Annotated in this window: 9 protein-coding genes; 6 read left to right on the forward strand and 3 right to left on the reverse strand. The window is 39.9% G+C overall.

The genetic code is table 11. The features are described from left to right. The first annotated feature begins 23 nt into the window (after positions 1-23). The 3 genes from HXT47_RS03125 (at position 24) to HXT47_RS03135 (ending at position 3,505) form a co-directional block, all read left to right on the forward strand. Complete coding sequence (locus HXT47_RS03125) at positions 24-1,790, forward strand: ABC transporter ATP-binding protein (RefSeq protein WP_004119962.1); 1,767 nt, start codon at positions 24-26, stop codon at positions 1,788-1,790. A 270-nt stretch (positions 1,791-2,060) separates the two neighbouring features. Beyond that, complete coding sequence (locus HXT47_RS03130) at positions 2,061-2,651, forward strand: type IV toxin-antitoxin system AbiEi family antitoxin domain-containing protein (RefSeq protein WP_004119958.1); 591 nt, start codon at positions 2,061-2,063, stop codon at positions 2,649-2,651. Further along, on the forward strand, positions 2,648-3,505 hold the full coding sequence (locus tag HXT47_RS03135) for a nucleotidyl transferase AbiEii/AbiGii toxin family protein (RefSeq protein ID WP_410299442.1): 858 nt from the start codon (positions 2,648-2,650) through the stop codon (positions 3,503-3,505). The genes HXT47_RS03130 and HXT47_RS03135 overlap by 4 nt, the downstream gene beginning before the upstream one ends. Positions 3,506-3,721: 216 nt before the next feature. Here HXT47_RS03135 and HXT47_RS03140 read toward each other — a convergent pair whose 3' ends face one another. Beyond that, entirely contained in the window at positions 3,722-5,062 is a 1,341-nt protein-coding gene (locus HXT47_RS03140; RefSeq protein ID WP_032842528.1) for a Na+/H+ antiporter family protein, read from the reverse strand. A 526-nt stretch (positions 5,063-5,588) separates the two neighbouring features. On the opposite strand from HXT47_RS03140, the gene HXT47_RS03145 reads away from it, so the two are divergent. The 3 genes from HXT47_RS03145 to HXT47_RS03155 all read left to right on the forward strand — a co-directional run bounded on the left by HXT47_RS03145 (position 5,589) and on the right by HXT47_RS03155 (position 9,760). Further along, entirely contained in the window at positions 5,589-6,356 is a 768-nt protein-coding gene (locus HXT47_RS03145) for an ATP-binding cassette domain-containing protein (RefSeq protein ID WP_004119947.1), read from the forward strand. Continuing rightward, the gene (locus tag HXT47_RS03150; protein ID WP_421789348.1) at positions 6,346-8,424 is read left to right on the forward strand and encodes a YhgE/Pip family protein; all 2,079 of its coding nucleotides are present in this window, start codon (positions 6,346-6,348) and stop codon (positions 8,422-8,424) included. The genes HXT47_RS03145 and HXT47_RS03150 overlap by 11 nt, the downstream gene beginning before the upstream one ends. A 163-nt stretch (positions 8,425-8,587) precedes the next feature. Next, the gene (locus HXT47_RS03155; protein WP_421789350.1) at positions 8,588-9,760 is read left to right on the forward strand and encodes a hypothetical protein; all 1,173 of its coding nucleotides are present in this window, start codon (positions 8,588-8,590) and stop codon (positions 9,758-9,760) included. Positions 9,761-9,938: 178 nt separating this feature from the next. Here HXT47_RS03155 and HXT47_RS03160 read toward each other — a convergent pair whose 3' ends face one another. Continuing rightward, the gene (locus tag HXT47_RS03160) at positions 9,939-11,069 is read right to left on the reverse strand and encodes a 4-hydroxybutyrate dehydrogenase (protein WP_421789352.1); all 1,131 of its coding nucleotides are present in this window, start codon (positions 11,067-11,069) and stop codon (positions 9,939-9,941) included. A 192-nt stretch (positions 11,070-11,261) separates the two neighbouring features. Beyond that, complete coding sequence (gene nox, locus HXT47_RS03165) at positions 11,262-12,602, reverse strand: H2O-forming NADH oxidase (protein ID WP_421789354.1); 1,341 nt, start codon at positions 12,600-12,602, stop codon at positions 11,262-11,264. Between the last annotated feature and the right edge of the window lie 269 nt (positions 12,603-12,871).

The following is a 12,871-nucleotide window of genomic DNA, read 5'->3' on the forward strand; positions in this document are numbered from 1 at the left end:
AAAGGAAGTGAGAGGTAGCGAGAATGAACAAAACTGACAATACAGCAAATCAGCAATCGTCCGCGAATCAGCAATCATCCAAACTGCATCCCGACGTAAAAAATTACGTAAAACTATTTTTCAAAGAAAACAAACTTGTAGCTTTTCTTTCGATGATAGTTTTTATTTCCTTGTCTATGATTTACACTGCTATTTCTTGGATTTTGCAAATTATTTTCGACTATATGGCAGGTAAAGGATCCTACTCTTTAACTACTATTTTGCTGCTTGTCGTTTCCTTTATGCTGGCAATCTCCCTGATTTTCGCGTTGAAGCGCAGTTCGTACCCTCGCTTTCTTGAAAAAGCAATGAATCAGTATAAAGAGTCTGTTATCAAGAAGCTTTTACAGAAGAGTTATAGTGATTTTTCGCTCGCGAATTCCGGCACGTATCTTTCTGTACTTACTAATGATTGCGAGCGTATTCAAGAAAAGTATTTGAAGAAGATTTTTGACTTTGTTCAAGACGTTCTTATGCTTGTAAGCTCTCTGGCTCTTATGATTTACTATAGTCCATTGCTCACTGTTATTGCTCTTATTATTTCTGTGCTTCCTATGGTGTGCTCGATCCTTACAGCTAGCGGAATTGCCACTCGAGAGGAGCAGGTTTCTAAGTCGAATGAGTCTTACACAGCTTTGACGAAGGATGTTTTGAATGGAGTTTCGGTTATTAAGAGTTTTAAGGCGGAGCAGGAGGTGATTAACCGTTATCAGAATCAGTCGATGGAGCTTGAGCATACGAAGAATCTTCGCGAAAAAACGATGACTACTGTTTCTGCTCTTGGAACGATTTCGAGCCTTGCAACTCAGCTTGGCGTGATGCTTGTTGGCGCTTGGATGGTTAATGCTCATGTTGGTGTTATTACTGCTGGAATGGTGTTAGCTTTCACCAATTTGATGAATGGTGTACTTCAGCCTATTGCAAGTCTTCCGCAAATGCTCGGCGAGATGAAGGGCGCTAAGAAGCTGATTAGCAAGATGGCCGATTATATGAGTAACGTTAAGGAAGATTCTGGCGAGATCATTGACGATTCTGTTAAAAACGTTGTTTTGCGCAATGTTTCGTACGCTTATGATGCGGATCATAAAGTCTTGAAAAATGTAAATCTAACTTTGCAAACTGGAAAATCTTACGCGATAGTAGGACCTTCTGGTGCTGGTAAGAGTAGTTTGATTAATCTGCTTATGGGCTACTACAAGGATTATGAAGGTAGTGTGAAGCTGGATAATCACGAGCTTAGTGATGTGAGCAAGAGTTCGCTTTACGATAAGACGACTCTTATGCAGCAGTCTGTGTTTATGTTTGATGCTTCGATTTTAGATAATATTACGCTTTTTAAGCCATTCCCTGATGTGGAAGTGGATCGTGTGATTCACTTGGCTGGTTTGGATGATTTGATTGCTGCTAAAGGCAAGGATTATCAGTGCGGCGAGAATGGTAGTCATCTTTCTGGCGGCGAAAAGCAGCGTATTGCTATTGCGCGAAGCCTGCTTAAAAGGTCCGAGATTCTGCTGGTTGATGAGGCTACGAGCGCGTTAGATAACGAGACAAGTGCGAACGTAACGCAGTCTATTTTGAATTTGCAAGGAATTCTTCGACTCGTGGTAACTCACCGCTTGGATGCCAATTCGCTTAAGCAATATGATGAGATTCTTGTGATGAAAAGCGGCGAGCTTATTGAGCGCGGAAGCTTTGAGGAGCTTATGAATCAAAAGGCTTACTTCTACTCGCTTTACACTGTGTCTATGTGAGGATGTTAATCTGGCTTGGGCTTGGCTTTCGTTTGGCTTGCGCTGAGCAATTTTAAGCTCAGTAGAGACACTGGTGCAGATTGCGTACTGCGCGATGTCTCTGTTTGGCACTAGTGGCCATTAGGTGCAAAATTGCGTTGTTTGGCTACTTTGTGATTGGTTAAATGTGGTTTGACTATTTACACTTTACGATTTGCTTGCGCATTTGATACGTTTATGCTGATATAATATATGAAATCAGTGTAAACGTATCATTAAGTAGGTGGGCAAATGTTAAAGGATCAATTGTGCAATTACATAGAGAAAAAGCAAGTTTTAAGCATTGATAGTGTCATCAAAGAACTTGGAATTAGCCCGTCTAGTGTTTATCGATTTATTAAAGATGAGAGCTTAGAACGCGTATCAAAAGGTGTTTACGTTAAGAGCAATTTGTGGAATGATGAAATGAATTTATTGTCAAAGCGCACATCTGTTGCTGTTTTTTCACATGAATCTGCCCTTCTTCTACATAATTTGACTGATAGAGAACCTTCTTCTTTAACAGTGACTGTTCCGTCAACTTATAATGCAAGTAGTCTAATTAAGACTGGTGTTAGGGTGTTTTATATAAAACCAGATTTTTTAGGAATTGGTAAGACGAATCTTATGTCGCTTGAAGGTAATCTTGTGCCTTCTTATGATTTAGAGCGCACAATTTGCGATATTTTGCGTTCTCGTTCTCAAATAGATGCACAGGTGGTATTTGGTGCGTTAAAAGCTTATGTTAAAAGAAAGGATAAGCGACTTGATATACTAAGCGATTACGCTAAAAAATTTAGGATTTCAAAGTTGATTTCACAATATTTGGGGGTGTTGTTATGAGAATGAAGGATGCTAATCAGCTTAAAGCAAAAATAAAGAATGTTGCACTCCAAAAGGGTGTAGATCCTCGCGTGCTAATGCGCGTATATATGATGGAGCGTTTTTTAGATCGTGTTTCTCGCTCGCGGTATAAAGACAATTTTGTTCTAAAAGGTGGAATGCTGATTTCTTATCTTGTTGGCGTAAATCTTCGTACAACAATGGATATTGATACAACTATGCAAAATATTTCTCTTAGTGAAGATGATGTGCGTATTTTTATATCAGATGTAATATCTATCAATATCGATGATGGTGTTAAATTTACGCTACAAACGCTTGATTCTATTATGCAAGAATCTGACTATCCAGGGGTTCGAGCTAGCCTAATTGCAGATTTTGATGGTACAAAAACTCCTGTTAAAATCGATATTTCAACTGGACATGCTATTACTCCATCTGCTATGGAAGCAGAATTGCCTTTAATGTTCTCAGAATCTATCTCTTTATTGACTTATCCAATTGCAACGATTTTAGCAGAAAAGTTGCAAACAATTCTTGTGAGGGAAGAATTTAACACGAGAATGCGAGATTTTTATGATTTGCATGCTCTTAGAGTGTCTCAAGGAGATAATGTCTTTAAGAAAGAAGAGATTGCTAAAGCTTTTTACGCTACTTCTCAAACGAGAAACACCCTTTATTTACTGAGTAACGTGAATGAAATTTTCGATAGGATTAAAGATAGTGAAGTGATGAGAATAAAGTGGAAGGATTACCAAAGGAAAGCACCTTGGGCTAAAAGTCTTTCTTGGGAAGAAATAATGCAAGATATGAATTTCTTTTTGATGTTCTTTCATAATGAGGTTGTAGCTTAAGTTATTTTATTATTTGAATGGCTTTTATTAAATCATCGGGAGACGTGCGATAGTGGCCAATCGTTGCGAATTTGCAGCGATTAGCTACTTTGCGATTGGTTGATTGGTGGTTAAAAATAAACGCCAGGGAGTTTATTCAACTCGACTGGCGTTTATTAGTCATTTGTGTTATTCGCTAGTTGCGTTTTTACTTGCTGTGTTTGCCAAAATAATCTGCTAAATAAACTGTGATATTACAATGCCGGCAGCCATAAGCGGAATATTGAAAATAAGGAATGTTGGAACGCAAGTATCCCAAATATGACTGTGCTGACCGTCTGCGTTTAAGCCGGAAGTAGGTCCAAGTGTGGTATCGGAAGCAGGGGAGCCTGCGTCGCCAAGAGCTGCAGCAGAAGACATAAGAAGAATCGTTGCAGGAGTGCTGAAACCAATGCTCTGGCACAGTGGCACGAACAAAACCGCAAGAATAGGAACCGTGCCAAACGAAGTACCAATGCCCATAGTCACAAGCAAACCAATAAGCGTAATAACAAATGCAGCAACAAGTTTGTTTTGTCCCATAGAAGCTACACCAAAGTTTACAAGCTCCTCAACTCCGCCTGTCGCTTGGATCACGTTAGCATATCCGCCCGCAATGAGCATCACAAACGCAATAAGACCCATGAGTTTTACGCCGCCAGTAAGCTGATTGTCAATGTCATTCCACTTTATTGCTCCAAAAATAATCATAGTTGCAAGACCTGCAATAGACGAAAGCGAAAGATCCTTACTAATAACTTGCACTACTACAACAACAATAATTGCGAGAATAGTCACATAATGGCGTAAATTAAGAGGTCCGACAACGGCGTCGGCGGCACGAGTGTCAGTTTCTGTAGTTTTGTATTCGCGAGGTTTCCTGTAGAGCACAAACACTGCAAAAAGTAGTGATGCAAACATCGCAAGACCTAAATACCAGTTCACAGCACTAACGTCTGCAACACTAACCTTCATGCCATTTTTAGAAAGATTTGTAGCAATAACAGTTTGGAAAATAAGACCAAAGCCAAATGGAATAGCAATATACGGAACTTCAAGACCAAAAGCAGTGCAGCATGCTGCAGCTCGACGGTCAAGCTTCATCTTATTCATAACTCTCAAAATAGGCGGAATAAGAATAGGAATATAAGCAATATGAACCGGCACAATATTTTGAGACATGCATGCAATAATAGTTAGTACCGCAAGTAGAGCGTACTTTTTCATGCCAATAATTGAGCTAATTTTTTTAGAAATAATTTGAGCTAAGCCTGTTGCAGTAATTGCTTCCGCAAAAGTTCCAAGCAAAATGTAAGCGAGAGCGGTTTGTGCGTTGGTGGAGAAACCGTCGCAAAGCAAAGCCATAATTGTGTGATTTCCGTCACCGAAAAGAGGAAGATGACCAGCAATGCCACCTGCAATGCAAGCTACTATCATTGATAGCAAAACATTAAGTTTTGCAAGACTAAGCGCGCATAGCACTACAACCGACACAATAACCGGATTAAATATAATATTTAAAATTTGCAAACCTAGCATGCCGTTCACCCCTTTAAATGCTTGAATTTTAATATATTGTTTGAAGCAATACGTTTTATTTCGTATTGCTTACGCTTGTATTTTTGCATATGTATTCTCACATATGTATTTCTTACATTTAGTAATTAAGGACAATATAGCATGGAAGTGTTTACAACATGTTTCTTAATTAAAGATGAAATATAAACAATTCAACAGAAAGATTGAAGTAGCTTAACAATTGTTTACCCAAAAGAGTACCCTAAGGTATCAGTGGTGAAGAATTAAGAATAATCACCAAATGTCCGGTTTTGCACCGTTTTATGCAGCATTGCAACGTGAGTTTATCGCTAAAAATAGCGATAAAGCAATGTGAAAAGTAAAAATTGTTTTGCTAATTGCGAAAATCTAAAAATAAACAACAAACACAAACAACAAAATTAAAAATTGAAAATTGGTTATTTAGAGTAAGGAGGAATGCCTGGCGCTCTAAGCAAAATTTAGATACTGCGTTGTGTCTAAGCAATAAGCGTCAAACATACAAATTATGCAAGAGGAACAAACGTTTTTAGAAGCTAAAGAATTAGGGTTAAAAAGATTTAGAAGATCGCCATTTTGGGATGTGTCGCTAAAAGTTGCACCTCATCAAATCGTTGCAATTTCAGGCGAACATGGTTCTGGAAAATCAGCTTTGCTGCTTGCATTATCTGGTTATATGAAATTCACTAATGGAATTCTTACTATTGCGGACGTAACTCTTCCTAATGATTTCCAAGAATCTCGACAATACGTTGGTTTGGGATTATTTAGCGGAATTAACGAATTTTATAAAACGCAAACAATAGAAGAAGTTCTTATGAGCGAGTTGAAACTAGCAGCGCGCTCGCCTCTATTTTTGAAGCAATACAAAAATGATGTTAAAAACCGTGAAGCTTTACAGCAGTACGCTTACAACGTGTTAGCTCAATGGAAAGTATTTTCTCCTCACGAAACAGCAATAGGAGAGTTGACTCCGTGCGAGCGCATGCGTTTGGCAATTGCGCTTGCTTTGTTAAAAAAGCCGTGGCTGCTATTTGTTGATGGAATTGAAACGGAGCTTACTAGCGAGCAAAGCGAATACCTATTTTCCGATATTCGCGCGTATGTTAGTAAAAATTACTGCTCTTGCCTTGTTGGAGTTTTGCAAAGTGAGTTAGAAAAGCAAGCTGATCAAGTCTTAAGACTAAGCCCAAATCATGGGGAATCAGAAAATTCTCATATTGATTCACAGCTTGGTATAAGTGAAGCAAATGGTGGTGAAAACAATGCGCGTTAATACTCTTTCTCTTGCATTTCGAGAGCTTAACAATACGTTGAAAGGAAAAGCTCGAAAGCTTGTTATTGGAACCGTAGCTTTGATTCCACTTTTATACGGATCGCTTTATTTGTGGGCATTTACTAATCCTTATAAGACTTTGAATACTGTTCCTGTAGCTGTTGTTGTTGAAGACAATGGTGCTGTGATTAACGGCAAAATGCGTAACATTGGAAACGAAATCAAAACTCGCTTAAAGAATCAAAAAGATGGTAGTGAGGGATTCCAATGGAATTTTGTAAATAGTGCTGAAGCGAATAAGGGGCTTAAAAATGGCAACTATTTTATGGTAGCAACCATTCCAGCTTCCTTCAGTAAGTGCATTGCTTCTGCGCAATATGAAACTCCTACTAAAGCAAAACTTCACGTAAAGTACGATCAGGCAAGTAATATGCTGGCTTCGCAAATTGGTAAAACTGCTTTCCATACTATGCGTAGCGAAATCAGCGAGGCGATTGCTCAAGAGTATTGGGAGAACATGTTTGCGAAAGTTAATTCTGCTTCTGATTCTCTTGGTGACGCAGTAAATGGTGCTGGTGCTTTGCATGAAGGCTCAAAATCTTTGCAAAATGGAGTAAATAAGCTTGCAGATGGATCTAGTCAACTTTCACAATCTTTGCGAAAACTTCAAGGCGGATTAAGTGAGCTTCAAAAAGGAGCGAATACTCTTTCTAAAGCAAATACTCGAAGTAAAGCAGGGGCGCAATATCTTGCTCAAAAAACGCAAGATTTAGCAAACGGAGCTCAACAATTAAGCAAAGGAACTCAAAAACTATCGGCAGCAACAAGCGAATTTTACGATGGTGCGCAAAAGCTTTCTGCTTCTAGTAGTGAATTAGAGGAACGCGTTAAGGCTGGAAATGCTGAAACAAAAGCACAAATTATGGGTCTTCTTATGAAAGCGCAAGATCCTAGAGTTACTAAGGAAGACGTGCTCGCTAGTTTGCAAGGTTTAGCTGGAGGATTAAGTGAGAATTCTGATCTTCTAGAAACAAATCTTTCTGCTTTAAGCGCTGGAGCAGACAAGCTTTCTGCTGGAAGTTTGCAAATAAAGGGCGGAGCTGACGCAATATCTCAAGGTGTTGAAGCTGTTAATACTGGCTCAAATAAGCTTGCTGCTGGAGCGAATAGTCTTGCTGAAGGTTTGGCTCAAGTAAGTAACGGTAGCGAGAAACTAAATAATGGTGTGAATGCAGCTGCACAAGGTTCAGCGAAAATAGTGAACGGTTCTGATCAGCTTAATTCCGGAGCTAAGAAGCTATCGGATAATACTCCAAAGCTGGTTGAAGGCGCAAAAAAGTTGCATGACGGGCTTAAGAATTCTCAAAAGTCTGGAAAAATCAACAATATCGTGCAAAAAAGTAAGATGATGAGCGCGCCGGTTTCCTTGGAAGAACACGAGTATTCTCACGTTGAAAATTACGGAACAGGTTTCGCTCCTTACTTTATTTCCATCGGACTTTGGGTCGGTGCTCTTATGGCAACCTTTGTTTTGAGAGTTATGGATAGGCGAGCGATACTAAATGGCATGAATCCGCTTAAGAGTGCGCTTATTAGCTTAACGCCGTTTGTGATTATGGGCGTTGTACAAGCTGTAATTCTTATGGGCGTAGTGCACGTTGTGTTAAAGTTGCAAATTGACAACGTTCTTGCGTTCTACGGTCTTGGAATTATTGCATCCATAATGTTTATGGCAATAATGCAAATGATTATGGTGGTGTTCCACATACCAGGGCGAATAGTTGCAATTGTGCTGCTTATGTTGCAAATCACAAGCTCTGCAGGAACATTCCCAGTTCAAATGACGCCGGCATTCTTTAGAGCTGTTCACCCATATTTGCCAATGACGTACTCGATTATGGGGTTGCGTCAAGCAATGGCTGGAAAGAACAGTGGCGAAATAGTTTTCGGCATTGAAATGCTTGTGCTTTTCGGCGTGATTGCGATTGCTATAACAAGCATCGTTGCGCGCATGAAGCGTACTGTAACGATGTTTGATTTGCATCCTGTGATAACGCTTGAGGCGTAAGCGTCGTTTATCTAATACTAACCTGCGTAAGAGTGAATAGCTTTTGCGCAGGCTTTTTATATTTAAGTAGCCTAAATTTATGCAGTTTCCAAACATTACAACGTAGTATTAGAATATTTAACTTGCTTGCTTACAATTAGTTAAAGTTTGAGAAGGGGTAGTTATGCCTAATGGAATTGCGGTGAAGCTAAAAAAATTTATTGCTTTAGCACTTTCGCTGTTTCTTTTTATGCCATTATGTTCAGGATGCTCAAATCAAAATGGCGCAAATACAGAAGCTGTTAATAGTGCAAAAAAAGTTAATGTTATTAATGCAAAAGTAGCAGCTTTATATAAAAAAGTTTTAGCAAACGCTGATAAATATAACTTTAATGAAGCTGATTCAGAAATTGATACTAGCAAAAGTAAGTATTCTTACGCGTTAGTCAATATGAGCGATAGGGATATTCCGGAGCTTATTCTTCGGAAAAATTATAAATATGTGTCACGTTCGAAGGTTTTTGCTGCAAATAAAGATTACAGTGACGTTGTTTCTTCAAATGATTTAATTTGCGATGGCGTTGGAGATATTGGCGGTTTTAGGGCTTCGTTATCGCAATACGCAGACAGCAATTCATTAAGCTATGTTGAGTGGTCTTCTGGAACAGGGGATACTGAGGCTTACAAGGTTACTATGAATATTGCTGATAGTAATCCTCTTAAAAAAGAAAAATACTGGTCTGGAATAATCACTGATCTTCCTAAACAGAATACAAAAAATATTAATTTTGTCAGTACAGATGACACTACGCTTCTCGATAATTTGGCAAAAACTGAAGATAATACTTATAAGAAAACCGTAAGCAATAAAGGCGGCGACTCTAATTCAGAAGATAAGGATTCTAAGAAGTCTGGCGAGAATGCAAGTAAGAAAGCTGATTCTAAGAGATCCGCTAGTGGCGAATCTTTAGACAGCAAGATTAAAGTTGAAAAAGCAAGCGGAAGGCAAGTAGTTTCCGGAACTGTGAAGGTTTTGTCGTACAACCAGGTTCTTGAAGCGCAAAATATTCAAGATCCTAATCCTGGATCAGATACTAATCAAACTTTCATGATTCTTATTCTGGATAATAAAACCAGCGTTACTTTGCATCACGGCGGCGATATGGGTAATCCGCCTCATCCTAGCGATGCAACCATGATGGCGATTGATGATGGCAGTCAGGCTAAACAAATCATGGAGAAGTACGTTAATAAGAAAGTGTATATAAGCTTTACAGTAAACGATGGAGTTTTCCCTTCGGATACTGGATTGCCTTTAGGCGAGCCTCGTTTGTTTAGTCTTAAAGTTATTGAATAGCTATTGGATAGTTATTGTTCAATTATGAATAGTTGCAATAGTTGCTACAAATAAAATAAAGACCCCACATTTATTTGTGGGGTCTTTTGTTATTTTGCTTTTGTTTTACTCTGAAAAACTAGTAAAACGTAATTAAAGTCAACAAATTCCAGAAAGTAAGTTTGCTAGAAATTTGTTTTTAGAAAGTAGATGCGTAGACTTCGGCAATTGCAGATTCGTTCATATGCATATAGGAGTTCTTCAAAAGTCGCTGCTGCTCTTTAACAACGCTTGAAGCCCAACTTTGAATCATATCCTCGGTCATGCCATACTCGTGAAGCTTGTGCTTAGGAAGAATCGTGTTAAGCACTTCGTCAAGCTTGTCTAATACGTCCGCTTTTTGGCATTCAAGAATATTTGCCATGAAGCCGAAAAGCTTAGAAAGCTCAGTGTTTTCTGTGTTATTCTCGTTTGCGTCGTGCTTAGCATAGTATCGCAAAACGCTTGTAAGAAGCGCAGCATTCGTCTCGCCGTGAGCCACGTGGAAAGTGCCGCCAAGCGGATAAGCCATCGCGTGAACGCAACCGCAGCCAGCATTACCAAACGCAATGCCAGCGTAAAGACTTGCCGAAACCAAATCGCTTACAACTTGACTTTTTGTACTGCTGCCTTCCTTTACAACTCGCATATAACTTTGCAAAATAAGTCCGCAAGCCTTGTAGCTAAACATTTTTGTAAGCTCTGTTGCAATAGGAGAAAGTGCGGACTCAATCGAATGTGTAAGAGCGTCAATAGAGCTGGTTGCAAAAACGTAATCCGGTAGGCTCTTTAACAATTCCGGAATAAGAACCGCGTCCGTAGCGTAGCAAGCATCGTTTGCCAAACCTTTCTTGGTATTGCGCTTAGTAAGCGAGAACACGGCAACGTTCGTAACTTCAGAACCGGTTCCGCAAGTAGTTGGCACAAGAATAAGATCAGCGCCTTTTTGTGCAGGAATTTTGCCGTCGACCAAGTCTTCAAGCGGGCTAGTTTGTTTCAACGCACAAACCTTCGAAATATCCAAAACAGTGCCGCCACCAATGCCAATCACGCGCTTTGGAGTTGTGTGAATGTCGCTAACGATTGCATCAACCATTGCATCGCTCGGCTCACCCTTGCCGTATTTCTCTTGGAAAATAACGTCGCAATCAAGATTCAAATCACCAAAATAAGGCTCCCAAATGTATTGGTTTGTAATAACCAAATCACCCTTGCCGAGCTTGAATTCTTGCGCAAAGTCGCGTGCCTGCTCGAACTTATGAATAGTTGGTTTAATAGAAAGCTGCTTCATCCTAGACTCCTTTGTTTTAATCTGCATGTCTTACGCTAATATGCGCGTCGTGTGCGCGCTTTTGTGCGCGGATGATTAAAAAACCAAGCAACTGCTCCATTATAGAACAGATTGCTTGGTTTAATAAATGCGATTTAAGCTAATAGCAGAAGCTAATCGCAGAGATTAATCATCAAAGATTACAGATATTAATCATCCCTTCAACAAAGCAGTGTAAGCAGCCATCGTAATGTAGTTGTATGGCTGGTTGAAGTGAGGCATGAAGAAGATGTCGCACAAAGCAAGTTCCTTAATTGTGACTTTCTTCTGAATAGCCAGCGAGAACAGGTGAATTGCGGCAGACATATCGTAGTTAGAAGCCAATTGGCAACCAACAATAACCTTCGTATCCTTCTTGTAAACGATGCGAATCTTCACCTTTGGATTCTCAACTTCCATAAACGCAGGCTTTTGAGTATCCTCAAAATCAACGTAATCAACATCCATGCCCTCTTTTTGAGCGGCAGTTAAGCTCAAGCCGGTGCAAACAAGCTTGTAATCGTAGATCATCATTGCGCTAGAGCCTTGCACGCCCTCGGTTTCTACAGGAGTTCCGCAAACGTTGTGGCCTGCAATCAAGCCGCTTCGAACTGCGTTAGTAGCGAGCGCAATGTAGTTTACGCGGTCTCGAGCGTTGTCGTAGATTGTAGCGCAGTCGCCGATTGCGTACACGTCTGGATCGGAAGTTTGCTGCTTCTTGTCAACGAGGAAAGCGCCGTTAGCATACTGCTTTAAGTGATCTTTTCCGAGCGCAACGTTTGGGTGGAAGCCAATAGCGCAAATCACCATGTCTGCATCGTAAGTGCCTTTGCTTGTTTTAACAGCCTTGACTTCAGTGTCTCCAACAATTTCTTCAACAGTTTGACCAAGTTCAAACTTAATGCCTTTATCTTCCATAATTTGCTTCAAATTATCGGAAAACTCTGGGTCAAAGTAGCCGTTAAGAATATGGTCTTCCATGTCAATAAGAGTTACGTTCTTGCCAAGGCGCTTAAAAGCTTCTGCGAGTTCCACGCCAATGTAGCCTCCGCCAAGAACCACGACGTTACGGAAATCGCGCTCTTGAAGCTTAGCGATAACAGTTTGAGCGTTCTGGAAAAGCTTTACCATTTGCACGTTTTCCAAGTCGATGCCCTTAATGCGAGGCTTGTTTGGAAGGCTGCCGGTAGCAAGAACCAGCTTGTCGTAAGAATCGTGAATAACAGTGCCGTCTTTAAGCTCGACTGTTACTTCTTTCTTTGCGTAATCAATGTCTAAAACTTTACTTTCAAGATTTACCTTAGCGCCTTTTTTAACGAAATCTTCTGGCTTCTGATAGAACAGTCCGTCGCTGCTTTGAATTTGCTTGCCAATCCACAAAGCCATGCCGCAACCAAGGAAGGAAATATTACTATTCTGATCGTAAATGGTAAGCTCGTTTCCTGGGTAGCTCAAAATGGTGTTAGCGCAGGCAGTGCCGGCGTGATTTGCGCCAATCTGAATGATCTTCGTCATCGGTAATCTCTTTTCGTCGTTGAATCTAGTTTTAATTTTGTTTATTTCTGTTGAATTCTGCTGAAATTAATTTAATTCAGTTAATTTAATTTCGCTAAATTCTGTTGAAATTATTGTATGTGCTTCAACTGCTTTGTTTAATTCACGCTGCGGCGCGAATGCACATCCAATGCATAATACTATTACACGAATGCGAGTCTTACCAATTTTGATTTTGTGCGTGTTGTGGGGGGAGTTGTGTGGTTATTTCACAATCTGACTATCACTAA

The organism is Gardnerella sp. DNF01205, from assembly GCF_049244135.1.
In the GTDB taxonomy this organism is placed as follows: Bacteria; Actinomycetota; Actinomycetes; order Actinomycetales; family Bifidobacteriaceae; genus Bifidobacterium; species Bifidobacterium leopoldii.

Excerpts from the sequence above, each read along its gene's own strand:
- HXT47_RS03145 (WP_004119947.1), top strand. The coding sequence starts at position 5,589 with ATGCAAGAGGAACAAACGTTTTTAGAAGCTAAAGAATTAGGGTTAAAA.
- HXT47_RS03125 (WP_004119962.1), top strand. The coding sequence starts at position 24 with ATGAACAAAACTGACAATACAGCAAATCAGCAATCGTCCGCGAATCAG.
- HXT47_RS03150 (WP_421789348.1), top strand. The coding sequence starts at position 6,346 with ATGCGCGTTAATACTCTTTCTCTTGCATTTCGAGAGCTTAACAATACG.
- HXT47_RS03135 (WP_410299442.1), top strand. The coding sequence starts at position 2,648 with ATGAGAATGAAGGATGCTAATCAGCTTAAAGCAAAAATAAAGAATGTT.
- HXT47_RS03130 (WP_004119958.1), top strand. The coding sequence starts at position 2,061 with ATGTTAAAGGATCAATTGTGCAATTACATAGAGAAAAAGCAAGTTTTA.
- HXT47_RS03155 (WP_421789350.1), top strand. The coding sequence starts at position 8,588 with ATGCCTAATGGAATTGCGGTGAAGCTAAAAAAATTTATTGCTTTAGCA.
- nox (WP_421789354.1), bottom strand. The coding sequence starts at position 12,602 with ATGACGAAGATCATTCAGATTGGCGCAAATCACGCCGGCACTGCCTGC.
- HXT47_RS03160 (WP_421789352.1), bottom strand. The coding sequence starts at position 11,069 with ATGAAGCAGCTTTCTATTAAACCAACTATTCATAAGTTCGAGCAGGCA.
- HXT47_RS03140 (WP_032842528.1), bottom strand. The coding sequence starts at position 5,062 with ATGCTAGGTTTGCAAATTTTAAATATTATATTTAATCCGGTTATTGTG.